The sequence below is a fragment of the Nocardia citri genome, from assembly GCF_054065835.1.
This window is the reverse complement of record NZ_JBSUQM010000001.1, coordinates 649,845-674,975: the sequence shown is the minus strand read 5'-3', so window position 1 is coordinate 674,975 and position 25,131 is coordinate 649,845. Positions and strand designations below refer to the sequence as shown.

22 protein-coding genes are annotated in these 25,131 nt (G+C 66.7%); 9 read left to right on the top strand and 13 right to left on the bottom strand.

Features of this window, described 5'->3' with window-relative positions:
- Positions 1-2: 2 nt before the first annotated feature.
- The 3 genes from ACW2Q0_RS03205 (at position 3) to ACW2Q0_RS03195 (ending at position 3,151) form a co-directional block, all read left to right on the top strand.
- Positions 3-776 (top strand): glutaminyl-peptide cyclotransferase, encoded by a 774-nt coding sequence (locus tag ACW2Q0_RS03205; RefSeq protein WP_457185842.1) that lies wholly within the window; start codon positions 3-5, stop codon positions 774-776.
- A gap of 135 nt (positions 777-911) precedes the next feature.
- Entirely contained in the window at positions 912-2,645 is a 1,734-nt protein-coding gene (locus ACW2Q0_RS03200; RefSeq protein ID WP_457185840.1) for an MFS transporter, read from the top strand.
- Positions 2,642-3,151, top strand: coding sequence for a DUF2771 domain-containing protein (locus ACW2Q0_RS03195; RefSeq protein WP_457185838.1), 510 nt, complete (start codon positions 2,642-2,644; stop codon positions 3,149-3,151). Before ACW2Q0_RS03200 ends, ACW2Q0_RS03195 begins: the two co-directional genes overlap by 4 nt.
- A 92-nt stretch (positions 3,152-3,243) precedes the next feature.
- On the opposite strand, the gene ACW2Q0_RS03190 is transcribed toward ACW2Q0_RS03195, so the two are convergent.
- A complete protein-coding gene (locus ACW2Q0_RS03190; RefSeq protein ID WP_457186119.1) occupies positions 3,244-3,669 on the bottom strand; it encodes a cold-shock protein in 426 nt (141 codons plus the stop codon).
- Between the two features lie 201 nt (positions 3,670-3,870).
- Here ACW2Q0_RS03190 and ACW2Q0_RS03185 point away from each other — a divergent pair, with 201 nt between their 5' ends.
- Both ACW2Q0_RS03185 and ACW2Q0_RS03180 read left to right on the top strand, forming a co-directional pair.
- On the top strand, positions 3,871-4,113 hold the full coding sequence (locus tag ACW2Q0_RS03185; RefSeq protein ID WP_457185836.1) for a hypothetical protein: 243 nt from the start codon (positions 3,871-3,873) through the stop codon (positions 4,111-4,113).
- A gap of 366 nt (positions 4,114-4,479) precedes the next feature.
- The gene (locus ACW2Q0_RS03180; protein ID WP_457185834.1) at positions 4,480-5,103 is read left to right on the top strand and encodes a transglycosylase family protein; all 624 of its coding nucleotides are present in this window, start codon (positions 4,480-4,482) and stop codon (positions 5,101-5,103) included.
- Between the two features lie 105 nt (positions 5,104-5,208).
- Here ACW2Q0_RS03180 and ACW2Q0_RS03175 read toward each other — a convergent pair whose 3' ends face one another.
- A complete protein-coding gene (locus ACW2Q0_RS03175; protein ID WP_364789378.1) occupies positions 5,209-5,397 on the bottom strand; it encodes a hypothetical protein in 189 nt (62 codons plus the stop codon).
- A 117-nt stretch (positions 5,398-5,514) separates the two neighbouring features.
- Here ACW2Q0_RS03175 and ACW2Q0_RS03170 point away from each other — a divergent pair, with 117 nt between their 5' ends.
- Positions 5,515-7,806, top strand: coding sequence for a helicase-associated domain-containing protein (locus ACW2Q0_RS03170; RefSeq protein WP_457185832.1), 2,292 nt, complete (start codon positions 5,515-5,517; stop codon positions 7,804-7,806).
- On the opposite strand, the gene ACW2Q0_RS03165 is transcribed toward ACW2Q0_RS03170, so the two are convergent.
- Positions 7,807-8,319, bottom strand: coding sequence for an LppU/SCO3897 family protein (locus tag ACW2Q0_RS03165; protein WP_457185830.1), 513 nt, complete (start codon positions 8,317-8,319; stop codon positions 7,807-7,809). It lies immediately after the preceding gene.
- A gap of 328 nt (positions 8,320-8,647) precedes the next feature.
- Here ACW2Q0_RS03165 and ACW2Q0_RS03160 point away from each other — a divergent pair, with 328 nt between their 5' ends.
- Positions 8,648-9,463, top strand: coding sequence for a hypothetical protein (locus tag ACW2Q0_RS03160; RefSeq protein WP_457185828.1), 816 nt, complete (start codon positions 8,648-8,650; stop codon positions 9,461-9,463).
- Between the two features lie 3 nt (positions 9,464-9,466).
- Here the strand turns inward: ACW2Q0_RS03160 and ACW2Q0_RS03155 are convergent, their stop codons facing one another.
- From ACW2Q0_RS03155 to ACW2Q0_RS03140, 4 genes are all read right to left on the bottom strand, one after another.
- A complete protein-coding gene (locus ACW2Q0_RS03155; RefSeq protein ID WP_457185826.1) occupies positions 9,467-10,858 on the bottom strand; it encodes a M1 family metallopeptidase in 1,392 nt (463 codons plus the stop codon).
- A 54-nt stretch (positions 10,859-10,912) separates the two neighbouring features.
- A complete protein-coding gene (locus ACW2Q0_RS03150; protein WP_457185824.1) occupies positions 10,913-11,548 on the bottom strand; it encodes a LysE family translocator in 636 nt (211 codons plus the stop codon).
- A gap of 39 nt (positions 11,549-11,587) precedes the next feature.
- On the bottom strand, positions 11,588-12,256 hold the full coding sequence (locus tag ACW2Q0_RS03145) for a DUF3239 domain-containing protein (protein ID WP_457185822.1): 669 nt from the start codon (positions 12,254-12,256) through the stop codon (positions 11,588-11,590).
- Positions 12,257-12,504: 248 nt separating this feature from the next.
- Positions 12,505-14,163, bottom strand: coding sequence for a DNA repair helicase XPB (locus ACW2Q0_RS03140; RefSeq protein WP_457185820.1), 1,659 nt, complete (start codon positions 14,161-14,163; stop codon positions 12,505-12,507).
- Positions 14,164-14,572: 409 nt separating this feature from the next.
- Between ACW2Q0_RS03140 and ACW2Q0_RS03135 the strand changes: the two genes are divergently transcribed.
- Positions 14,573-15,217, top strand: a complete 645-nt coding sequence (locus tag ACW2Q0_RS03135) for a LysE family translocator (RefSeq protein ID WP_457185818.1) — start codon at positions 14,573-14,575, stop codon at positions 15,215-15,217.
- Positions 15,218-15,324: 107 nt separating this feature from the next.
- On the opposite strand, the gene ACW2Q0_RS03130 is transcribed toward ACW2Q0_RS03135, so the two are convergent.
- Both ACW2Q0_RS03130 and ACW2Q0_RS03125 read right to left on the bottom strand, forming a co-directional pair.
- Positions 15,325-16,500, bottom strand: coding sequence for a pyridoxal phosphate-dependent aminotransferase (locus tag ACW2Q0_RS03130; protein WP_457185816.1), 1,176 nt, complete (start codon positions 16,498-16,500; stop codon positions 15,325-15,327).
- Positions 16,501-16,909: 409 nt separating this feature from the next.
- The gene (locus ACW2Q0_RS03125; protein ID WP_457185814.1) at positions 16,910-17,830 is read right to left on the bottom strand and encodes a sigma-70 family RNA polymerase sigma factor; all 921 of its coding nucleotides are present in this window, start codon (positions 17,828-17,830) and stop codon (positions 16,910-16,912) included.
- A gap of 63 nt (positions 17,831-17,893) precedes the next feature.
- Here ACW2Q0_RS03125 and ACW2Q0_RS03120 point away from each other — a divergent pair, with 63 nt between their 5' ends.
- On the top strand, positions 17,894-18,475 hold the full coding sequence (locus tag ACW2Q0_RS03120; RefSeq protein ID WP_457185812.1) for a GNAT family N-acetyltransferase: 582 nt from the start codon (positions 17,894-17,896) through the stop codon (positions 18,473-18,475).
- Positions 18,476-18,631: 156 nt separating this feature from the next.
- Here ACW2Q0_RS03120 and ACW2Q0_RS03115 read toward each other — a convergent pair whose 3' ends face one another.
- The 4 genes from ACW2Q0_RS03115 to ACW2Q0_RS03100 all read right to left on the bottom strand — a co-directional run bounded on the left by ACW2Q0_RS03115 (position 18,632) and on the right by ACW2Q0_RS03100 (position 25,097).
- A complete protein-coding gene (locus ACW2Q0_RS03115; RefSeq protein ID WP_457185810.1) occupies positions 18,632-19,723 on the bottom strand; it encodes a 3-deoxy-7-phosphoheptulonate synthase in 1,092 nt (363 codons plus the stop codon).
- Between the two features lie 360 nt (positions 19,724-20,083).
- Positions 20,084-20,554 (bottom strand): carboxymuconolactone decarboxylase family protein, encoded by a 471-nt coding sequence (locus tag ACW2Q0_RS03110; RefSeq protein ID WP_457185808.1) that lies wholly within the window; start codon positions 20,552-20,554, stop codon positions 20,084-20,086.
- A 132-nt stretch (positions 20,555-20,686) separates the two neighbouring features.
- Positions 20,687-21,565, bottom strand: coding sequence for an oxidoreductase (locus ACW2Q0_RS03105; protein WP_457185806.1), 879 nt, complete (start codon positions 21,563-21,565; stop codon positions 20,687-20,689).
- Positions 21,566-21,590: 25 nt separating this feature from the next.
- Positions 21,591-25,097 carry a non-ribosomal peptide synthetase gene (locus ACW2Q0_RS03100; protein WP_457185804.1) on the bottom strand — a complete coding sequence of 1,169 codons (3,507 nt, stop codon included), beginning with the start codon at positions 25,095-25,097 and terminating at the stop codon, positions 21,591-21,593.
- Between the last annotated feature and the right edge of the window lie 34 nt (positions 25,098-25,131).

Here is a 25,131-nt window from a genome sequence, read left to right as displayed (position 1 = left end):
GTATGGAGCGCAATCGGCGATCGTTGGCCGTCGTTGTCCTGGTCAGCCTGCTCGGAATCACCGGGTGTGGCGGCTCCGACGACGATCCGCCGCGACTGCACATCGAGGTGATCGGCACCCGTCCGCACGATCCGCGTGCGTTTACCGAGGGTCTGGAGGTCGACGGCACGGTGCTCTACGAAGGCACCGGCATGCCGGGCGCGTCGGGCGTGCGGGCCACCGATCTCACCACCGGTAACGAACTGACCCGGGCGGAACTGCCCCCGCCCTACTTCGGCGAGGGCGTCACCAAGGCCGGTGCCACCCTCTGGCAACTCACCTGGCGGGACCAGGTGGCGATCGCCCGCGATCCGGCGACACTAGCCGAACGCACCAGGGCGTCCTACGACGGCGAGGGCTGGGGTCTGTGCACCCGCGCGGACAGCTTGGTGATGAGCAACGGCACGGACACCCTCACCTTCCGCGATCCGGTCACCTTCGCCCCGACCGGCACCGTCACCCTCGACACCCGACACAGCGCCAAGCTCAACGAACTCGATTGCGCCGCCGATGGTTCCGTCTATGCCAATTCCTATCCCACCGACGAGATACTGCGCATCGATCCGGAAACCGGCCGCGTCCTCGCGGTCATCGACGCGCGCGGACTGCTGCCCGCGACCGTGCGCGCGGGCACCGATGTGCTCAACGGCATCGCCCAACTGCCCGGCACGGACCACTTCCTCATCACCGGCAAATACTGGCCGACCATCTTCGAGGTCCGATTCGTACCGGAGTGAGCGAGCGCAGCGAGCGACCGTCAGCACGGTCGAGTACTCGCTCGTGCCGGGGCCGAGCGCCAGCGTGGCGCAGGTATGAGCGAGCCGGGTCACCTTTCCGGACGGGTTCGAGCGGCAAGTGAACTCGAGCCGCCGATGTACGACAGAATTGACGCTGTGACTACTCCCCGCGATCCCTCCGGTTCCGACCGTGGTCCGTGGGATGGCGAGGAGTCCCCACCGATTCAGCGTCACCCCGGCTACGACCGCTACCCGCCACCCCACACCCCGCCCCGCCGGTCCTCGCTACCGCCCCTGCCGCCCGAACCACCACCGACCAAGCCGCTGCCCGGCGGCTCCGCGAAACCGGCCGCCCCCGAGCCCGAATCTCCGGCCGAGCCCCAGCGCATCCCACGCAAGCTGACCGTCACCCGGGTCGCCGCCATGCGCGGCCGTGAACTGACCTCCCGCGGCGTCGCCACCTTCCAGCGCGCCGCCAAGGCCGACGGCGCCGACAAATCCGGCCTCACCGCCCTGACCTACGCCACCATGGCGAATTTCGCCCTGGACGCCGCGATCGCGGTGGCCCTGGCCAACACACTGTTCTTCGCCAGCGCGACGGCGGAAAGCAAAACCAAAGTCGCGCTGTACCTATTGATCACTATCGCCCCGTTCGCGGTGATCGCCCCGCTCATCGGACCGATGCTGGACCGGCTGCAGCGCGGCCGCCGCCTCGCACTGGCCACCTCGTTCGGGGTGCGCGCGGTAGTCGCGGTGGTGCTGATCATCGCCTTCGACAGCTGGGCGCTGTATCCGCTCGCCCTATGCATGATGATCGGCAGTAAATCGTTCTCGGTGCTCAAGAGCGCGGTCACACCGCGCGTGCTGCCACCCGAAATCGACTTGGTACGCACCAACTCTCGGCTCACCGTTTTCGGCCTGGTCGGCGGCACCATCGGCGCGGGCGCGGTCGCCGCACTCGCCGCCGCGATCGCCGGTTCGAATGGCGCGCTGGTGCTGGCCACCGCGATCGCGATCGCGGGCACCTACCTGAGCCTGCGCATCCCACGGTGGGTCGAGGTGACCGAGGGCGAGGTACCGGCGACCCTCAGCTATCACGCGAATACCGAAGTGCTCAGCGCGGCAGCCGAAGCCGCGGTGCCGCCGCGCAAGCGCAGGCAGCCACTCGGCCGCGCGGTCGTGACCGGACTATGGGGCAATAGCGCGATTCGCGTCTTGACCGGCTTCCTGACGTTCTATGTGGCCTTCGTCGCCAAGGCGACCGAACATGGCGGCTGGCAGCAGGCCGCCATGCTCGGCGTGGTCGGCGTCGCCGCGGCGGTCGGCAATTTCGTCGGCAATGCGACCGGCGCCCGGATCAAACTCGGCAAGCCGTCGCTGGTCGTGCTGGGCTGCACGGCCGCCTGCTGCGCGGTCGCCCTGCTCGCGTTCTTCCTGAACAATCTGCTCGGCGCCGCGTTGGCGACCCTGGTCGCCGCGGCCGCGAGCGCGCTGGCGAAGGTCTCGCTGGATGCCTCCATCCAGGATGATCTGCCGCCGGAATCTATCGCGTCCGGCTTCGGCCGGTCCGAAACCGTACTGCAGCTCAGCTGGGTCCTCGGTGGCGCGGCGGGCGTACTGATGCCGACCACCTACTGGCAGGGATTCGCGTTCATCTCCGCGGTCCTGCTGTTCGGGCTGCTGCAGACCTTCATAAGCGACCGCGGCCACTCCCTGCTGCCCGGCCTCGGCGGCCACCGCCCCGAACATGCCGAGCAGGCGGTCGCGACAACCCGACACGCCGACGCCGACCGAGCCGCGCAACGCGGCCGGGAACGCGGTAGCGACACTAAGCACATGCAACAAGGCACAGGAGACCCGATCTGGTGAACAAACCAAGTACCCGCACCGTCGTCGCGCTATGCGTGGCGGCCCTACTGGTGTTCACCGTCGCCTTCGTCGGCGTGTTGACGGTGCTCGTCCGCAAGGCGGACCGCCCGGACCCGACCGTCACCGCATACGCCCACGGCAAGACCGTCACGGTGCCCCCATTCCTGTACTGCACCGTGAAAATGGAGGACTGCAAGTACGGCGAGACCGTCGTCCTCGATGTCCCCGCCGGATATCCGCTGCAGCTGTCGCTGCCGAAGAAGATCGCCGACGCGCCGTGGCTGGCGCAGCTGGTCTACGTCCTGCCCACCGGCGAGAAGGTGGACCGGGTGGTGAGCCGCAACGACTTCCCCGCGGGCGCCCTCGCCGTCACCATCGACTCGAAGCCGGAGCCCGAATTGCGGCTCGTCGGTATCGAATTGCAGCTGCCGATCCTCGCCCGCGACGAGACCGGCCGCGAGTTCTACGTTCCGCACGCGGCCTGGTCGATCAGTACCTCTCCGTAGCGACCGCAGGTCGCTCGAAAGATTCAGCCCGAAAATGATTCGCGCGCTGTCCGGTAGGCCGGGCAGCGCGCGAAATTCGTTATCCGCGAATGTCAGTGGTCGAGTTCGCGCGCGACCGCCCGCACTACTTCCGAAATGCGCTGCGCGGTCTTGCGATCCGGGTACTTACCCTTGCGCAGATCCGGCTGTACCTTGGCCTCGAGCAGGGTGATCATGTCCTCGACCATCCCGTGCAGTTCGTCCGGTGTGTGCTTGCGCGCGGCCGGTTCCTTGTGCGCCCCGCGATCGCGATCCTGGTTCTGCCGTACCGAGGGCGGCGATTCGAGCACCTTCAGACTCAGCGCCTGCGGCCCACGACGACCCGCGGCCATGCCGAATTCGACGCGCTGACCGGGCTTGAGCCCGTCGACGCCAGCAGGCAGCGCGGACGAACGGACATAGACGTCCTCACCCTCGTCCTGGGAAAGGAAGCCGAAGCCCTTTTCGACGTCGTACCACTTCACCCTGCCGGTCGGCACTGCACTCACCCGTTCGTCATCGAAACTCGGACCCCAGCGGCCCGAGCGCATCCCTCTGCCCAGGTGCTCGTCCGGCATACCGCCTCGGACAGCGCCTGTCAGCTTGCGAAAAGAACGCGCCCCACAACTATGCAGGACGCGATTGACAGCGAGTCTACCCCGGTGCGAATAACGCAAGCACATCAGTTTTACGGTCGAGCAGTGACAAACCCATCCGCGCCGCCGCCGCCCAGCCACCCACCACGTCGTGCGGGCGATCGGTTGCTGTATGTAGCACTCGGCCTGTTCGCGATCGGCTTGCTCGCCATCGTCGCCATATTTCTGACGCCGGTGCTCAGCGATTCCAACCCGGGCCTATGGCTGTATTTGCTGGCGATGTTGACGCCACTCGGTTTCCTCTGCGCCGTCGTCTTCGCACTGCGGTCCGGCCGACGATCGCGGTAAACCGTTTACCCTGCCAATCGTTACCGATCCGCAGATGTGATCCTCGTCACATAACGACGCGATAACGAAGCGGCGCGGACCCGCAACCGGCCCGTCCACACCGTGTCTCAGCTGCGCGGAAGCGTCTCCGCCGCAACCGATACCGGTCCGAGACCCGGGCAGACCCGCCGGTTACCAAATAGTGATTTTTCGCGACGATCGTCGTACGGTCTTACCCAGCCGGGACAACCGGCAACCACCGGCCCGCCGCATCCAACCTCGCCCCGCGGGTACCGGACCCCAACGGAAAGCAGGGGTGAGGGCGGGACGGACGACCTCTCAGTCCGGACCACTTGCAGATGCGTACGAGAGGCAGAAGAACCCGATATGAGTGGACGCCATCGCAAGCCAACCTCCACCGGGCGCACCGTAGCCAAGGTCGCCGTCACCGGCGCGATCATCGGCACCGCAGGTGTGGCTCTCGCTGGAAACGCCAGCGCGGCACCCGACCAGGATTGGGATCGCCTCGCGCAGTGCGAGGCCGGAGGCAACTGGGGCATCAACACCGGCAACGGTTTCCAGGGCGGACTGCAGTTCTCCCCGAGCACCTGGAATGCCCACGGCGGCGGCGAATACGCCGCGACGGCCAACCAGGCCAGCCGCGAGCAGCAGATCGCGGTCGCCGAGAAAGTCCTTGCCAGCCAGGGCTGGGGCGCTTGGCCCTCGTGCTCGGCCTCGCTCGGCCTGAGCAGCGCATCGACCCCGCGCACCGCCCCCTCCTCCACCGAGACCCCGCGTTGGAACCCGGCCCCGGCCGCGCCGCAGCAGGCCGCAGCCGACCCGAATCAGCAGGTCTTCGACGCGATCGACCGCGCCGTCGCCGTCGTACAGGGCCAGGGCGTACAGATCCCGCAGGAAGCCCTCGATTTCTTCAACGCCGCCAAGGGCACTCAGCTCGACCCGGCGATCGTGAACTTCTACGAGGCGAACAAGGGCTTGCTGCCCTCCTGAGTCGTCACGAAGCAGACCATATGAAGAAGGTCCCCGCATCCAGGTGATGCGGGGACCTTCTTCGTATCCGCGGGTTTTCCGTCCGGGTACCGAGCGGTGTGCCGCTCAGCGGTTGATCACCGTGTTCGGGTGCATATACGGCAGCTGATCGGCCGGAACCGGAAACTCGGTGTCCTCACCGAACGGCGAGAGCCCACCGGAACGAGTCGACGACAGTTCGGTGACCGCGTGGCCACCGTCCTCCACCGAGGGCCAGCCATTGTCGACATAGGGTTTCTTCGATTTGTTCACCACGATCTCATGCTAACGCGCTGCATACCGGCGCTCCTGCCGCTCCCCCGCCTCTGCGGGCCTTTTGCCGGTGCTGAGGCAGACCAGCGGACGAATATCATGCACCGTAGGCTGGAGCCGATGACTGCGACCGAATCCCTGGCCGGGTGGCTTGCGGCCCGCAGCGATGCGCAGCTGGTGGCCCTCCTCGAACTCCGGCCCGATCTGGCCGTGCCGCTGCCCTCCTCCATGGCGGTGCTCGCGGCCCGCGCCGAGCAGCGCGCGTCGGTCCTGCGTGCCACCGACGACCTGGACACACTCGAGTTCGCGATCGTGGAAACCCTCGCGGTGCATCGGGCGACGGGCTCCGGCGCGACGCCGATGAGCCGCAAGGCATTGCGCGTGCAGTTGAAAGATCGGGTGAAGGTCGCGGCGATCGACGCCGCGCTGGCCCGCCTGTCCGATCGCGCACTGGTCTGGCAAGACGGTGACGACCTACATCTGATCCCAGCCGCCGCCGAGGCGCTGCCGTGGCCGATCAGCAGCACCACCGAAATTCCGGATGCGCTGACCGAGCCCGAGGTGTTCGCGGCCCTGGCGGCCGTTTCGCCCGCCGAACGCGCGCTGTTGGACAAGCTGGCCACCACGGGCCCGCGCGGACGTACCAGGGACGCCGCACCGGGTACACCGCCCGACCGCCCGATCCAGCAACTGCTCGGCCGCCGATTGCTGCATTGGATCGACGAGGGGACGGTCGAACTCCCGGTCACCGTCGGCCAAGTGCTGCGCCGGGAGCCGGTGACCCATCCGCACGCGCTGAAACCGCCGGAGCCGACACCGACGAAGCACACCCCCGCCGAAGTGAACGCCGTCGCGGCGGGCGAAGTAGGTGAGTTGCTTCGGCACTGTGCCGACATTCTGGAGGCGCTCGGCCAGGCCCCCGCACCAGCATTGCGCGCGGGTGGGCTGGGGGTGCGGGAGTTACGCCGCATCGCCAAGCAGACCGGTATCGACGAAGCGCGCGCCGGACTGCTGATCGAACTACTGGCCGCGGCCAAACTCGTCGAGAAGGGTATGCCGGACCCGCCACCTGAATTCGACTCCACCGACGACTTCTGGGCGCCGACACCGGCCGCCGACGGCTGGCGGGACGCGCCACCCGCGCGCCGCTGGGTGGCGCTGGCACAGGCCTGGCTGGACCTGGACCGTATGCCGTGGATGATCGGCATGCGCGACGCCAATGACAAACCGCTGGCGGCATTGTCGATCGAACTGCGCACCCCGCACGCACCGCGCCACCGACGCACCATGCTGAATCTGCTGGCCGAATTTCCGACCGGCACCGGCTTGGCCCCCGCCGATATCGGTCGACTGCTGGCCTGGCGGCAGCCGCGATGGCGCAGGCACTTTCGCGCCGAGGCGGTTGAGCACACGATCGACGAGGCCGCGACGCTCGGTTTCATCGGACGCGGTGCGCTCGGTTCGCCGGCGCGGGCACTACTACGCGATTCCCCGACCAGCGCCTGCGATGCCGAGACCGAGATGGAATCGGCGCTGCCGGAGCCGATCGACCATGTACTGGTCCAGGCGGATCTGACGATCATCGCACCGGGTCCGCTGACGCCGGTGCTTCAGAGCCGGGTGGCACTCGTGGCCGATATCGAATCCGCAGGGGCGGCAACGGTTTACCGGATCAGCGAAACGTCGGTACGGCGGGCGCTCGATGCCGGGATAACCGCGGCCGAACTGCATACGCTGTTCACCACGCACTCGCGGACCCCGATTCCGCAATCGCTGACCTACCTGATCGATGACGTCGCGCGCAGGCATGGCCAGCTCCGGGCCGGTATGGCGCAGTCGTTCGTCCGCAGTGACGATCCGGCATTGCTCGCGCAGGTGCTGAGCTCGCCGGTGGCGAACGAACTCGCGCTGCGGGCCATCGCACCCACCGTTGCCATCGCCCAGGCGCCACTCGGCGAATTGCTCGAACAGTTGCGCGCGGCCGGATTCGCGCCGGCCGGTGAGGACTCCGCGGGCACCATCGTCGACCTACGCCCGCGCGGTGCCCGGATCGCGGTGCGCCCGCATGCCAGGCAGCCGTATCGTCCGACGCCGCCGAGCACCGAGCAGCTGAGTCTGCTCGTCGCGGAGCTGCGCGCGAGTGACCGGGCCGCCAGCGCCCGCAATGGCCAGTCAGTGCGTCCGGACGGCACCAGAACGAGTACCGCCGCAACCCTGGCGCTACTGCAATTGGCGGCGCGGGTGCGGCGGTCGGTCAACATCGGTTATGTCGATGCCAGCGGTGTCGCGTCGCAGCGCGTGGTCGAACCCTTGAAGGTGGGCAATGGCCAGCTCGACGCGCTGGACCCGGTGACCGGAGCGATCCGGCATTTCACCTTGCACCGGATCGCGTCGGTCGCCCTACTCGAGTAATCAGCCTTTCGCGGCGCCGAGGCAGAAAGTCACCTTCGGGTCCGGGACGGTCACGAAGCTGGTGGCATTCGCGCCGCACTGCAATTCGTCGGCCTGGCCGTCGATGCGCTGGACTACCTTGAAGGTGGCTTCGGCGGAGGAGCAGTCCACGTACTTGAACGGGTTGGTGCCGACATCGGCGTAGCAGCTGCCCTGTTTGAAGTTCGGCGCGAGGCACATGTAGGCCTGGCCGCCACTGACCAGGTCCTCGGTGTAGGTGGTGTATTCGGCCGCGCAGTCGAGTTTCTGGTCCGCGGTCTTGAATACCTTGTAAACCGCCTTCGGCGAAGAGCAGTCCTCCGGCTCGGACTTGGTGGCCGACGACGAGCTGTCGGTGACATTGATGCAGTCACCGACCTTCGCCTTGGCGGTATCGGACTTGCTTGCGTTGTCCAGCGCCGAACAACCGGTCGCCACGGCCACCAATGCGCCCACCGCCAGGAGGGCGAGCACAATGCGTGCCAGCAGCCTCATTCCTGGGAACTTCAACGTGAAACCCTCTCTCACCGAACATGTTCACGGCAGTCGTGAACGCGGTGAGGATACCGTCACGGTCGTCCGAACCGCATCAGCGGTTCGGACGGTCGACCAAATCCGGGATGCGACTCAGTACAGCCCGTACAGCCCGTGCAGTCCGGTCAGCTCCAGCAGCGCGAGGCCGACGAATTTCGGGATCAGGTTGACCAGACGACGATTCGTGAGTGGATCACTAACAGTGCCTTCCACATTACGAACACTTGGGCGCTCGTCCAGCACATGCACTCCGACGCATCCGGAGCCCGGGTCGTTACGCTTGGCGAGTATGAGGCTCGATGTGGTCGCCGTCGACCTGTACGGACTCGACCCCGCTGAGTTCATCGCCGCCAGGGCGGCACGCGTCGCCGAAGCAAAGGATGCGGGCGACAAGGAACTCGCGGCCGCAGTCGGCAAACTGCGCAAGCCGACGGTGGTTGCCTGGACGGTGAATCTGCTGGCCCGTGCGGCGCCCGATGACGTCGATGCGCTGCTTCAACTCGGGGCCGCACTGCGTACGGCGCAACAGGAATTGTCCGGCGATCAGTTGCGCGTACTGACCACGCAGCGGCAGCAGCTCGTCAATACCCTCGCCAAGCAAGCGGGTGCACTGGCCGCCGAACGCGGACACCCGGTTACCGAAGGGGTGTTGCGCGAGGTGGGCCAGACGCTGACAGCCGCGCTCGCCGATGACGACGTAGCCGAGCAGGTGCGCAGCGGGACACTCGTGACAGCGGCGAGTTATGAGGGTTTCGGACCGGGTGGCGCCACACTTACCTCGGTAAGCGGAACAGGCACAAAGAAATCCGCCGAAACCGCAGCCGATGACAATGCGCGCGGAGAACTCGATGACGCGCTCGAAGCACTCGAATCCGCGCGTGCGGCACAGGATTCAGCGCAGACCGAGGCCGACGAGTCGGCAAACCGATTGGCCGAGAGTGAATCCCGCGTCGAGGCATTGCGTGAAAAGCTGGCGCATGCCGAACAGCAGAAGCAGTTCGCCCGCACCGCCGATCGCGGTGCGCAGGATCAATTACGTGCGGCCCGGAAACAGCTCGATCGGGCCGAGCGCCGGATGGAACGGGCCCGCGAGCGCGTCGACTGAACGTCAGCCGCGCAGTGCGCCCGGAAACAGGTATTCGTCCGGCGGCGGTGTGGTGCGGTTCAACCAGGCGTCGAAGAAACCGCTCAGATCGGTCGGGGATTTCGACTGCACGAAGGTGCGGAACTCCGGCATCGAGGCATTGCCATAGGCGTGCGCGGCATTGAATTCCCGGACGGCCGCGAAGAATATTTCGTCACCGAGCTGCTTACGCAGGGCGTGCAGGAAAAGCGGGCCGCGATAGTAGACCGAGGTGAATTCATTTTCGACGCCCGGATCTTGCAGCGAAATATCCCAGAATTTCTGGTCGGCGCGGTATTTCCGAATGGTCTCGCGGTAGTCGGCGTCGACGTCCTTGCCCTCCATGCGCTCCGGCCACAGATAGTCGGCGGTGTAGCTGGCGAAGCATTCGTTGAGGCAGATATCGGACCATTGCCGCACCGAAACCGAATCGCCCCACCACTGGTGCGCGATTTCGTGCACCACGGTGTGTAGATCGGTCCACGGTGCGTAGATCGGACGGGTCTGGGTCTCCAGCGAGAACTCCAGATCCGCGTCGACATAGATACCGCCCCCGGCGTCGAACGGATAGGGGCCGTAGAGCGCCTCTTCGAAGTCGATGATTTCGGGCAGCCGCTGTTCGGTATCCCTATTGCGCTCCGCATTCGAAGCGAAGGCGCTGATCAGTGGAGTGCCGTTGGCGCGGCGCTGCTCGAGGTAGCTGAAGTGATCGATCGCGACCGTGGTCAGATAGCCGAGCACCGGTTGGTGCGATTCCCAGGTGACATTGCGCTTGGCACCGGTGACCGCGTCCTGGGTGCGCACGCCATTGGAAACCACCTCCCATTCCGCGGGAACCGATGCGTGCAGGGTGAAGGTGGCCTTGTCCAAGGGGGTGTCGTTGAGCGGATACCAGGTGGCGGCCGAATGCGGTTCCCCCGCGACGAAGGCACCGCCGCTGGGCGCATAGGTCCAGCCCGCGCCTTCGGTGTTCCTCGCCTGCCCGGCATAGTCGACGGTCACGGTGAACGGCAGACCGGGCAGCAGCGGCAGCAGTGGGGTCACCGTCAGTTCGTGCTCACCATTGCGATCGAAGGCGGCGGGCAGATTGTTCACCGAGACCATGCGCACATCCGGGCCGTCGAAGTCCAGGTCGAACATCCGCAGGGGCTCAGTGGCGGTGGCGTCGACCCTGGTCGTACCGGTGAGTTGATGGCTCGGCGGGTCGTAGTCGATGGTGACCTCGTAGTGGCCGACGTCGTAGCCGCCATTGCCGTCCAGCGGGTAGTACGGATCGCCGAGACCCGGCGCGCCGACCAGCGGATCGGCGCTCGCCGGAACCGGGGCGGCGACCAGTGCGCCGATCACGGCCACAGACAACCAGCCCGACCACCTCATACCACCACCACCCCTTTCACAGCCCCAACCGCCCCTCGGTGGATGGTAGTCGCTTCAGTCGGCGCTACCGCTGAGCGCCACCGACGCGCCGAGGCCGAAGATCATCGCACCGCCCGAACCACCGACCGCCTCGAGCCGTTGTGGCGAACGCGCGAACCAAGCCCGGGCCGAGGCGGCGAGCAGACCCCACGCGCTGTCGGAGATCAATGCGATCGCCAGGAAGATGCTGCCGAGAATCAGGAATTGCAGCTGCAGCGACCCCGCCGACGGTTCGGCGAAATGCGGCAGTACCGCCGAGAAGAATACGATCCCCTTGGGATTGGTCAGCCCGACGAAGACGCTCTGCCGGAACACCTTGGCATCGGCGGGGTCGATCCGGGCGTTCAGCGCCGCGCACAAAGCCTTGCGCTCGCGAATCGCGTGAATCCCCAGGTACATCAGATAGAGCGCGCCGGCGAACTTGACCGCGGTGAGCGCGAACGCCGAGGCCGCGAGCAGGGTACCGAGCCCCACCGAGACCAGCAGTAGCGCGGCGAAAACGCCCGCGCAGTGACCGAATGCCGAGACCAGGGCGGCGCGACGGCCGAGCGCGAGGGCCCGGCCGATGGTGAAGAGCACACCGGGTCCGGGGATGACGATGATGACGATCGATGCGGCGATAAAAGCCAGTAAGTTGGACGCCGGAACCATTTAACGAGTCTATTCGGCGGCACAAGGGGATTCGGCTGATCAGGAACCCAGGTCACCAGGGAGCTGATGGGGGTCGAGCAGCAACCGTTTGGCTGATGTGCGCCGAACCTTGTCGGCGAGTTCCAGATTATCGGTGAGCAACCGCCACTCGACCTCGCCGATGGCCGCCCGCGCCCGATCGATGACGGTGCCGTCGCGGGTGCCCCAGGCGATCGGCATGGCACTGACCGACTGCCAGCGCTCGCCGACCTGACGCGGTGCCCGATCGGTGCGCACCGCGACCGACGGCACCCGTTCACCCGCGCGCATCTCGTGTCCGGGCAGCGCCTTGACCTTCCTGACCACCAGGGCGTAGCACTGATCTTGGGTGTCCGGTTTCGAGACATCGACCAGTGCGAGCAGCACCACCCCGCCCGGATGGGTTTCGGAGACGACCGCGGGCACCAGTTCACCGTCGGCATACAGCTTGTCGACGCTGGAGCGGTGCGGCGTCCAGAACGCCACCCACAGCGCGACCGCAACGCCTAATACGAATGCGACAGCCAGCAGATAGGCCCACGGATGATCGAGCCAGATCAGGAAAGCGGTGCCGAGCCCCAGCAGGACTGCGGCACCGATCGCCGCCGCTCGAAGTCGGCGCAGACTTGCGACGACTTCGTTGACCGCGCGGGCATGCTTGCGGTCGACTGTGAAATCGAAGCGTCGCACGTCACCATTCCTACAGCGTGTTGTACAGGTCGTCCGACACCACCCTGCTCGGGTGTTCCCACACCGTTGGCGATGCAGGGTTCGGTGTTTCACCGAGTTCGCCGCGCCCGGTTCACCGGTCCAAGCAGTGGCCGGCCAGAGCCAAACTCTCCACAGGCATTGATAACCCGGCCTCCCGCACAGAGGTCCGGAGTGTCGTCGCGGACACAGGCGCCACTCTACCGAAGGGCACTGACAAGTTCGGCTGATTATCCGATGGCCGGTCCCAGCAAGTCATCGGCATCCGTAATGCGATAGGCGTAACCCTGTTCGGCCAGGAAACGCTGCCGGTGCGCGGCATATTCGGCGTCCAGGGTTTCACGTGCGACGACGGAATAGAAGTGGGCTTGGCCACCATCGTGTTTCGGCCGCAGCAGCCGACCGAGCCGTTGCGCTTCTTCCTGACGCGAACCGAATGTTCCCGAAACCTGTACCGCGACAGAGGCTTCGGGCAAATCGATGGAAAAGTTCGCGACCTTGCTCACCACCAGCACCGGAATCTCACCCCGCCGGAACGCATCGAAAAGCTCTTCGCGCTCCTTAGTTTTCGTCGAACCCTGAATGACCGGCGCATTGAGATCCGCGCCGAGTTCATCGAGCTGATCCAGGTACGCGCCGATCACCAACGTCTGCGCATCCTTGTGCCGCGCCAGAATCGATTCCACCACGGGGATTTTCGTGCGCACGGTCGAGCAGAGCTTGTAGCGCTCCTCGGGCTCGGCGGTGGCGTACGCCATCCGCTCGGCATCGGTGAGGGTGACCCGGACCTCGATGCAGTCGGCGGGAGCTATCCAGCCCTGCGCCTCGATATCCTTCCATGGCGCGTCGTAACGCTTGGGTCCGATCAGCGAGAACACATCGCCCTCGCGGCCGTCCTCGCGCACCAGGGTCGCGGTGAGACCGAGCCGCCGCCGCGATTGCAGATCGGCGGTCATCCGGAAGACCGGTGCGGGTAACAGGTGCACCTCGTCATAGATGACCAGGCCCCAATCGCGGCTGTCGAAGAGCTCGAGGTGCTTGTACTCGCCCTTGGTGCGGCGGGTGATGACCTGATAGGTGGCGATGGTGACCGGACGGATCTCCTTGCGCTCACCGGAGTATTCACCGATTTCTTCCTCGGTCAACGAGGTGCGCGCGAGCAGTTCACGCCGCCACTGCCGTCCGGCAACGGTATTGGTGACCAGGATCAGCGTCGTGGCCTGAGCCTTGGCCATCGCGGCCGCCCCGACCATCGTCTTGCCCGCACCACACGGCAGCACCACGACACCGGAACCACCGGCCCAGAACGATTCGGCCGCCATCTCCTGGTAATCGCGCAGATGCCACTGGCCGCCGGTGTAATCCAGCTCGATCGGATGCGCCTCACCGTCGACGTAGCCCGCCAGATCCTCGGCCGGCCAGCCGATCTTCAACAGCATCTGCTTGATCCGACCGCGCTCGGACGGATGCACGATGACCGTGTCCTCGTCCACGCGCGCGCCGAGCATCGGCGTGATCTTCTTGTGTCGCAGCACTTCCTCGAGCACCGCCCGATCCAGACTGACCAGCGTCAGCCCGTGCGCCGGATTCTTCACCAGCTGCAGCCGGCCGTACCTGGCCATGGTGTCGACGATGTCGACCAGCAGTGGCTGCGGTACCGCATACCGCGAGTAGCTGACCAGAGCATCGACCACCTGCTCGGCGTCATGTCCGGCGGCCCGCGCATTCCACAGCGCCAATGGCGTCACCCGATAGGTGTGCATATGCTCCGGCGCCCGCTCCAATTCCGCGAACGGGGCAATGGCCTGCCGGGCCACCCCGGCCAACTCGTGGTCGACCTCCAAGAGCAGCGTCTTATCACTCTGAACGATCAGCGGGCCGTCGGTCACAGCAGCGCCTCGCTGACGCTCGGCTCCACTGCGACCGCAGGTGCTGTGTTGATGGTTCCCTCGCTACGCTCGGTCACAGCAGCGCCTCGCTGACGCTCGGCCCCACTGCGACCGCAGGTGCTGTGTTGATGGTTCCCTCGCTACGCTCGGTCACAAGCTCTCCTCGTATATGCGACTGCGGCCCATTCTCCCCGATACCACCGACAACCCATCGGATGCGGCACTGGTCGGCCCGACGGGCGTAGCTCGCGTCGGCTTCGCACATACAGCGTGCGAGCGGCCTGTTTTGTTCCGGGCGAATGTAGTGACCGCCCGTTCTCAGCTGAATCCGGACACGCGGACCTGGTCGGTCCACCGCCGATCAACTGGACCGAGACGGGTCCGGGGCGGGTGCGCGAACATCGGACGCATGATCGAGACTGCGGCGATTCTGGGTGTGGCGGCGGCCGCGTTGGGCATGGTGCTCACACCGGGACCGAACATGATGTATCTGGTGTCGCGCAGCGTTACGCAGGGACGGCGGGCCGGATTGGTGTCGCTCGGCGGCGTCGCGGCGGGGTTCGGGGTCTATCTGGCGGCGGCAACGGCGGGTATCACCGCGGTGTTCGCCGTCGTGCCCGGCCTCTACCTGGCAGTGAAGCTGGCGGGTGCCGGATATCTGTTGTGGTTGGCCTGGCAGGCGGTGCGACCCGGCGCAACCTCGGTGTTCGCGCCCGCCGAGTTGCCCGCGGATCCGACACGGCGATTGTTCTGCATGGGATTGGTCACCAATCTGCTGAACCCGAAGATCGCGATCATGTACATGGCGTTGATTCCGCAGTTCGTCGTGCCCGCGCACGGCCGGGTGTGGTTGCAGAGTCTGTGCCTCGGGATGGTGCAGATCGCGGTGGCATTGACAGTGAACACAGTGATCGTGCTCGGAGCGGGCGCGATCGCCGCCTTCCTGACCGGTCGGCCACTGTGGCTCCGGGTCCAGCGTTACGGCATGGGCACGCTGCTCGGCGGCATCGCGGTACTGCTCGCGACCGACCGTGCGCGGCCGATGGCGGCCTGATCCCAGCAGCCGCGGGGTATGTGATCGTGTGCGCACGGCGCATGTCGATTCCGCGGTGAATACCGCACAGCACGTCGGAGAGTGGTTCGGCGTCGGCAAGGCCGCGCCTAGACTCGAACCCCCGCCCGGAGTCGGTGCACGCCCTCGTCGAGGGTTTCGTCTCGCTTGCAGAATGTGAAGCGCACCAGGTGATTCCACGCCTCGGCATGATCGGCGAAGACACTGATCGGCACGGCCGCGACGCCGAGGCGACCCGGGAGCTCCCGGCAGAAGGCCAAGCCGTCGGTCGCACCCATCGGCGTGATATCCGCGCAGATGAAATAGCCACCCGCGCTCTCCTTCACACCGAAACCGGTGTCCTTCAGCGCAGCGGTGAGCCGGAGTCGCTTGTCCGACAGCGCGTCTCGCAGTCCGGCAACCCAGCCGAGTTCATTGTTCAGCGCGTGCGCGACGGCCGGTTGGAACGGCCCGCCGGCCACGAAGGTCAGAAACTGTTTGGCCGCCAGCACACCGTCGATGAGTTCGGCCGGACCGAGTGCCCAGCCGGTCTTCCAACCGGTGACACTGAAAGTCTTTGCCGCGCTGGACACCACGACGGTGCGCTCGGCCATACCGGGCAGGGTGGCGAGGCTGATGTGCTCGTTGCCGTCGTAGACGAGGTGCTCGTATACCTCGTCGGTGAGCACCAACAGGTCATGTTCACAAGCGATTTCGGCGATCGCGGTCAGATCGGCGCGGTCGAGTACGGTGCCGGTCGGATTGTGTGGTGAATTGACGATCAGCATCCTGGTCGCGGGTGTGATGGCGGCGCGCAGGCTGTCCAGATCGAGTACGAAGCGGTCGCCGTCGGCGACGAGATGGGCCGTGCGCCGGCGCGCTCCGGCCAGGGCGACCGCTGCCGCATAGGAATCGTAGTAGGGCTCGATCAGCACGACCTCCTGTCCGGGCTCCACCAGACCGAGCACGGCGGCGCTGATCGCCTCCGTCGCACCGACGGTGACCAGGACCTCGGTGTCCGGATCGTGGTCGGTACCGTAGCGACGGGCCCGGTCGGCCGCGATGGCGCGCCGCAGCACCGGCATACCGCGGCCGGGCGGGTACTGGTTCAGCCCGTCGGCAATGGCCTGGCGCGCGACCTCGAGCATGCCCGCGGGGCCGTCGGTATCCGGAAAGCCCTGACCCAGGTTGATCGCCTCGTGCCGGACGGCTAATTCGGTCATCTCCGCGAAGATCGTGGAGGCAAAGGGGCGCAGGCGGGCGACGGTCGCGGGTTGCGGGGGCATATTCGGAGAGTAGCCCAGCAAACGCTATTGTTGCCAACCGATAGCTAATGGCTATATTTCGCTTTTGGTTTGGGGTCGCGACCTGCCCGGCCCTACATTTTCCCGACGACGAATAGCCATGCTGTGTTCCAGCTCATAAACCACCGACCTGCGACGGTATCGCGAACGGGGCGCGTTTATGGCCTGCTCCTGCCGCCGGCCGCATCACAGGTCGCCGCAACGGCCTGGGTTCCCGCGAAATATCGCACTCGACCTCATCGTCGGCTTCGGGCCCTCCACCGGCGATTGGTTCAACGCCTCATCGACCAGCAATAGCGGCATCGGGCCGGGGACTGGTTCCTGGGCTCGTCCACGCCGTAGCCGTTCGGCGGTGTCGAGCCTGGCGACGAAGGCACAGCCGGGCACCGGCTCACCCCAGGCGGACGTGGGACAGCTTTTCCGGATTAGCGAGATCGTAGGTACCCCAGACCAACCCGTCGCGAACCGCGAATCCGACCACGCGGGGCACCCCATCGAGCCGCCCGTAACCGGGGCCGACCCGGTGCACGACCAAACCTAATTGCCCATTGACCGTGGCGAATTCGAATTCCCGTGTCGGCTCCGAAAGGCCGTCCAAACCGTACTCGCGCATCAGCCCGACGAAGAAACGGGCGACCTCGTCCGCACCCGCGATGATATTGATCGCAGTGGACGTGGTGCCATTGGCATCGCCGATCAGCACCGAATCCGGGTGCAGCGCCGCGGTTATCGCGCCGAAATCACCGGCCGACAGCGCGTCGACGAACTTGCGCACCGCGGCCGCGTGCTCGCCATCGGAAACGGGCGGCGGTGCCTGCCCGACCGATTTCCTGGCCCGCACCGCCAGTTGCCGCGCCGCATCCACCGACATGCCGAGGATTTCCGCGATCTCGTCGAACGGCACCGAAAGCCCGTCGTGCAGTACGAATGCCACCCGCTGCGGCGGCGTCAGGCTCTCCAGCACCACCATGGCGGCAAGGCTGCATTCCTGTTTGCGGACCACCGCCTCCAGCGGATCCGGCATGGTCGATGGCGTGATACCGGTAACGACCGGCTCGGGAAGCCACTGCCCGACATAGTTTTCCCGGCGCACCGCGGCACCACGCAAGCGGTCCAGGCAGATTCGGCCGACCACCGTGGTCAGCCAGCCCCGCAGATCCTCGATCTCGGATTGGTGCGCACCGGCCAGCCGCAGCCAGCTCTCCTGCACCGCGTCCTCGGCGGCGCCCGCACTGCCCGTCAGCCGGTATGCGACCGAGAGCAGATGCACCCGATGCGATTCGAACAAGTCGGCGAGGAGAGCGGCAACCATTGAGCTGACTCTACGTTCCGCGCCGAAGGCTCCGACCAGCCGGTCACATGACACCATGCTCCTATGGAGGATCATCCGCTATCCGACACGACCATCTGGTTGACGCGGCCGACCGAGGCCGATATCGACGATATCGTCGAGTGCTGCCAAGAGCCCAGCATTGCCGAGTGGGTGACGATTCCAGTGCCGTACCGCCGGAACAATGCCGAATCCTTCCTCGACGACATGGTCGCACCGGGCTGGGCCACCCGCAGTCCGATCTGGGCGCTGCGGACGCGTGCCGACGGTCCGGTGGTCGGCATGATAGATCTCAACGCGCGCGACGAATCGGCGTCGGAGATCGGCTTCTGGTTGACTTCCGCGGAACGCGGCCGCGGGCTGATGTCGCGTGCTGTCGCGCTGGTGTGCGAATTCGGTTTCCAGCCAGCCGGATTGGGGCTGAGCCGGATCAACTGGCGCGCTTTCGTCGGCAATTACGCCTCGGCCGCGGTGGTCCGCCGCAACGGTTTTCACTACGAGGGCACGGCGCGACTCGGCTCCACGCAGCGCGGCTCCCGCCGCGATACCTGGCTGGCCGGACGGCTGGCGACGGATCCGCCCGGCCCGGCTTCGGATTGGCCGCCCGAGGTATTCAGCGCCGGGTAGCGAGATATAGCGCGCCGTCGGGCATGCGGACCTGCCGGATCAGGGGCGGTTCGCCGGTGCCACCGTCTGCTCCGGCCACATCCTCGCCGTCGTCGCGAGACCACGCCGAAATCCGTAGCCGCGCCCCGGCTTACACCGGGGCGACAGGCTCGGGACTCAGCGTTCGCGGCGCTGCCGCACCGCGCCGGCGAGGCGATCGAGTTGGGCGGCCGTGGTCTCCCAATCGATGCAGGCATCGGTGATGGACTGGCCGTAGGTCAATGCGTCGGCGCGCCCAAGAGTCAGATCCTGACGGCCCGCGACGAGGAAGCTCTCCAGCATCACACCGACCACGCCCGGCTCACCCGCGGCCAACCGGGCCGCGATATCGCTGACCACATCGACCTGCTTGTTGTGATCCTTATTGCTGTTGCCGTGGCTGGCGTCCACCACGATCCGCTGCGGCAGCGATGCCTTCTCCAACCGGAGACAGGCCTCGCGGACCGAGGCGGCATCGTAATTCGGGCCGGTGGTGCCGCCACGCAGGATGACATGGCAGTCCGGATTTCCGGTGGTGCGGATCAGCGCCGAGCGGCCGTCCAGGTCGGTGCCCGGGAATACGTGACTGGCCGCGGCGGCCCGTACACCGTCGACGGCCACCTGCACGTCGCCGTCGGTGCCGTTCTTGATGCCGACCGGCATGGACAGCGCGCTGCTGAGCTGGCGGTGCACCTGACTGGCCGCGGTGCGCGCACCGATGGCGCCGTAGGAGACCAGGTCCGCGATGTACTGCGGGGTGATCGGGTCGAGGAATTCACAGGCCACCGGCAGACCGAGCGCGGTGATATCGACCAGTACCTTGCGGCCGATGCCCAGGCCGGTATTGACGTCGAAGGAGCCGTCCAGATGCGGATCGTTGATCAGCCCCTTCCAGCCCAGGGTGGTGCGCGGCTTCTCGAAGTAGACCCGCATCACGACATGGAGCCGATCGTCTAGTTCAGCGGCCTTGCCGGCGAGGCGACGGGCGTAATCCAGCGCGGCGGCCGGATCGTGGACCGAACACGGTCCGACGATCACCATCAGGCGATCGTCGACACCGTTCAGCACATCGGCGGTCGCTTTACGACCGGCTCGAACCACGTCGGCCAGCGGATCGGTGATCGGGTGTACCTGGCGCACCTCGGCCGGTGAGCGCAACGGGCTCACACTCAGGGTGCGCTGATCGTCCAGATCGGAATGCCGCGCGTCGATGTCGGCTGCGGTAGTCATCGTTGGTGGGTTCCTTTACTTCGCGGCCGACCCACGGACGTGAAACCCGTCGAGCCGGTCATCATCCGGCTCGGGGTGGAGAGGTCAGCGCATGTGGTTGCCGCAGACCGACCCACCCGGGGCCGGCTTGCTAAACCAGAAATAGACGCGCTGCACGCCGCTGACTGTACCAGGGCGGTAATTTGGCGCTGTAATTTGGCCGCACCGTCGGCGCGGCGTGTTCGCGGCCCGCTTCTGTCTCGCGTCCGAGCCGTCGAGACTCGCGCCTGCGGCGCATACGCTTCGACGACTCGGACGCGAGACGGGCCGCTCGCCGAACAGTGCTCCGCCAGAGTTGGGATGGCGCGAAGAGCGCTGCTATCAGCCCAGCTGACCAGGGACGTATCCACCAGCCGGGGTGCGGACGATCACGTTCAGCCGGTTCCAGGCGTTGATTGTGGCGATGGCCGCGATGAGGGCCGCGATCTGATCGTCATCGTAGTGCTTGCGCACCTGGTCCCAGGTCTCGTCGCTGACGCCGCGGCCGTCACCGATGCGCGTGGCCTCTTCGGTGATGGCGAGGGCGGCACGCTCGGCCTCGGTGAACACGGTGGCCTCGTGCCAGGCGGCGACCAGGTTGAGTCGCACAGAGGTCTCGCCCGCGTGCGCGGCATCCTTGGTGTGCATATCGACGCACATGCCGCAGCCGTTGATCTGGCTGGCGCGGATCTTGACCAGCTCGTAGGTGGCCTTGGGCAGGGAGGATCCGTCGACGACCTTGCCCGCGGTGACGAGGCGCTTGACGTAGCTGCCGGCGATGGGGTTTTCGTAGAGGTTGAAGCGCTGTTCCATGATCTGTGCCTTTCCATTCGGTTGGGTTCACAGAGACGACGACGCGACCCACCCCAGTGTGACAATTCTGGACGTGACCCACATCACACAATATGGCACGCCTCGAGTCACCCAGCGCCGCAACCGATTCGGCTACTCGCCGAAGGTGTAGGTGACGCCGGTCAGCTTCTCCGACAGCTCCCACAGGCCGCGCGCGACCTGTTCATCCTTGGATGCAGCGCTGGAACCGGAGCGTCCCGGGTAGCCGCGCATGCCGGCCCATCCGGTCGGACCGTAGAACGCGCCCGGCTCGACCTGTTCGGTCGCCGCGAAGATCTCGGGCAGCGCACCCATTTCGGCGCTCTGCGCCAGCAGGCGGTTGGCCAACGCCATGACCGCGTCCTGGATGGATTCGGTATGCGATTGCAGTTCGGTTGCGGCATAACCGGGATGGGCGGCCACCGAAATCTTCGACGAACCCGCCGCGGTCAGCCTGCGCTGCAGTTCGTAGGCGAACATCAGGTTGGCCAACTTCGCCTGACCGTAGGCGGGCCAGCGCTGATACTTGCGGTACTCCCAGTTCAGATCGTCCAGATCGATCTTGCCGACCCGATGCGCGCCGCTGGAGACGGTGACCACCCGGTCCGAAATCTTGTCCAGCAGTAACCCGGTCAGTGCGAAGTGACCGAGATGGTTTGTGCCGACCTGCATTTCGAAACCATCGGCGGTGCGCTGCTCCGGCAGCGCCATCACGCCCGCGTTATTGATCAGTACGTCGGCCCGGTCCACCGCATCGGCGAACGCGCGCACCGAGGCCAGATCCGCGAGATCGAGTTCGCGCACCTCGGCCCGCGCCCCGATCTCCCCTGCCACTTTCTCGCCCTTGGCCACATTCCGACAGGCCAGGACCACCTGCGCACCCGCCCCGGCCAGCGCACGCGCCGCCACCGCCCCCAGGCCGCTGTTCGCGCCGGTGACGATGATCGTGCGGCCACTCTGATCGGGGATGTTCGAGGTATCCCAATGGCTCATGTCCGCCAAGTCTAGTGCGCACGGCTCACGCCTGGGCGAGGATCTGCTCGTCGGTCATCGCCGCCACCTCCAGGTACAGCTCGGCGACGGCGTCCAGGCGATCGGGTGTACCCCGCTCGGTTTCCCGCTCGACCAGCCGCCCCGCCAACCCGGCCACCGACCGGCCGACCAGCAGGTCGGCGACCAGCGCGTGCTCGACCGCCAGCCATTCCCGGATCCTGGCGACGGCCGTGGTAGCCAGCACCGAGTCACCGCCCGCACCGAAGAAGTCGTCGTGCGCGCCGATACGTTCGACACCGAGCACCTCGGCGACGATGGTGGCCAGCGCGGCTTCCAGCGACGTACGCGGACGGGCGTCCACCGCTTCGGCCGCATCGGGCTCCAGCAGTGCCACGACGGCGCGGCGATCCAGCTTGCCGTTATCGGTCAGCGGCAGCTGCTCGAGGATCTCGATGCGGGTGGGAATCATGTAGCCGGGCAACAGATCACGCACCGCGGCGACGATCTCCTCGGCGGCGCGGACCGCACCGGAGACCGCCGCCACCAGCTTCGGCGCACCCTTGCCGACAACGGCCGCCACCGCGTGCCGCACGCCCGGCGCGGTACGCAGTCCGCTTTCGACCTCGCCCAATTCCACCCGGTAGCCGCGGATCTGGACCTGATGGTCGGCGCGACCGAGGAATTCGATGGTGCCGTCGGGCCAGTAGCGCGCCATATCACCGGTGCGGTACCAGCGCAGATCGTCATGGGCGACGAATCTTTGCGCGGTGCGCTCCAGATCGTTGCGATAGCCGGCCGCGACATTCGCACCGCCGACCCACAATTCACCCGGGACCCAGTCCGGGCAGTCGCGCCCCGCCGAATTCACCACGCGGCAGCGCACATTGCGCAGCGGCACGCCGAACGGGACGGTGGCCCAATGCTCGGGCGGATCGGCGACCTCGCAAATCGTGTTGTGGATGGAGGTTTCGGTGGCACCGCCCAAACCGGCGAACCGGCACCCAGGCACCTGCCTGGCCAGCCGCCGCGCCAGCTCCGCACCGACCCAGTCGCCGCCGAGGGTGACCGCGCGCAGTGAATCGCCCAGGTGGCCGGCGCCGATTTCCAGGATCATATCGAGCATGCTCGGCACGCAGTTGAGGATCGAAACCCGGTACCGGGTCAGCAGTTCCACCCAGCTGGTGGCCTCCTCGCGCTGTGCGGCCGAGAGCGCGACCACCGAACCGCCGACGGCGAACATGCCGAACATGTCGTAGACGGAGGCGTCGAACTCCAGCGCGGACAGTCCCAGAACCCGGTCGCCCGGGCCCACCTCGAACCACGCGTTCACCGCATCGATGGTGTTCATCGCACCGCGATGCGGCACGTCGACGCCCTTGGGCACACCGGTGGAGCCGGAGGTGAACAGCACATAGGCGATCGACTCCGGATCCGGAATCACCGGCTCGACCAACGGATTCGGATGGGTGCGCACCGCCGACAGCGGCAGGCAGGTGATCTCCGGGCGGCCCATATCGGCACCGTCGACGGTCAGCGCGGCGACCACGTCACCGGTGCGCAGGATCTCCGCCCGTCGCCCGACCGGCTGATCGAAACCGATCGGCACATAGGCCGCACCCGCCGCGAGCACACCGAGTACGGCGAGGATCTGATCCGGCCCCTTCGGCAGCTGCACCGCGACGGTGTCACCCGCCCGCACCCCGATCTCGCGCAGCGCGGCCGCGACCGAAAGCGCTTGCGCGGCAAGCTCACCGTAGCTCCAGCCACCATCGTCGCCGTCGCCGCGCCACAGCACCGCCGGCGCGTCCGGCGTGCTGCGGGCATGGTCGAAGAAACCCTCGTGCAGCGCCCGTCCGGAGACCGGTCCGTCGGTCGCGTTCACCGCGGCGCGCACGGCGGCCTGAGCGGCCGGCAGGTGCACCGCGGCTTGCGCGCTCCAGCCCCCCTCGCCCGCGCCCAGCCTGCCGATCGCCGCGGTGTAGCCGGCGAACATGGCGTCGATCATGCCCGCCGGGAATGCGGATTCGCGCACGTCCCAATTGAGCAGCAGCCCGCCGCGCACCTCGGTGACCTGTGCGTCCAACAGCACCTGCGGGCCCTGCGAGATGATCCAGACCGGCTCGCCGAAGGTCTCGGTGACCGATGTGGCGAACAGCTCCCCCAGGTTGAGCGCGCTGGTGTAGACGATCGGCGCGAGCACCGGCTCGCCGCGATGTCTGCCCAGATCGCGCAGCACCTCCAGCCCGGAATACGCGGTGTGCGCAGCACATTCGTGCATCGCGCGCTGCAGTGCCCTGGCGCGCTCGGTGACCGTCACATTCTCGGTGACATCCACCTCCAACACGATCGAGGAGGTGAAATCGCCGATCACCCGGTCGATATCCGGATGCACCGGCTCCCGGTGGAACAGCGGCACATTCAGCAGGAAGCGACTCTGCGTCGACCAGCCGCCGATGGTCTCGGCGAACACCGCGGCCAGTGCCATCGCCGGTGTGATGGCGCGGGCACGCGCGGCGGCGAGCAGCCGCTGCTTGGCTTGCGGCGCCAGCCAGTGGTTGTAGCGCACGGTCCGATGCGGTTCGGCACGTTCGCTGACCGGAATGGTCGGCAGCTCCGGCGCACCGGGCAGCTGCGGCAGCCGATCGCGCCACCACCGCTTATCGCGTTCCCTGGCGGCGGCATCCACGGTGCGCTCGGTGCGATAGCGGCGATAGCTGTAGCCCTGCGGCGGCACCGTGCCACCGTGATAGAGCTCGGCGAGGTCGGCGACGAGCACGCGATAGCTCATCGCGTCACCCGCGATCATGTCGACATCCAGATGCAGCCGGGTGCGGCCGTCGGCGAGCAGACTGAGCGTCACATCGAGTACCTGGCCCTCCTCGATGGACAGTCGCTGATGAGTCTTGCTGTCGCGCAACCGCTGCAGTTCGGACTCGGCCGCTGCCGGGGTGTGCGCACGTAGATCGACAACCGAGAACACCGGACGGCCGAGAGTGTGGATGGTCTGCTGCGTGCCGTCGGGGAGAAACCTGGTGCGCAGCATCGGATGCACCGCGACCAGATCCGTGACCGCCCGCGCCAATCGCTCGGGATCGACTTCGGTACCGTCGAATTCGGCATACAGGTGCGCGGCGACACCACCGAGGTGCTGTTCCTCGCAGCGACCGATCCAATAGGCGTGCTGCATCGACCCGAGCGGGAACGGCGCGAATTCGTCTTCGGAATCTACGTTTTCGGCAACGGCTTCGACCTGCGCAGCCGCCGCGGCGGACTCGTCGACACCGAGCAAACGCGACCATTGCGCGACCGACGGCGCCGCCGCCAACTGCGCGAAGGTGATCTCCAGCCCGCGTTTGCGCCAGCCGCCCGCCAATTTCATGGTGCGAATGGAGTCCAGTCCGAGCTGGATCAGATCATCGCCGTCGGCGATCGACTCGACCGATACATCGAGCTGCTGCGCGATCGCCGCGCGAATTTCCTCCCGACCGATCGTCGTCCCCGCCCCGTCCCCCGGTCGCTGTGCTGGCTCCATCTGGCGCTGTCACTCCTTGGTCTCCGCCACGTCC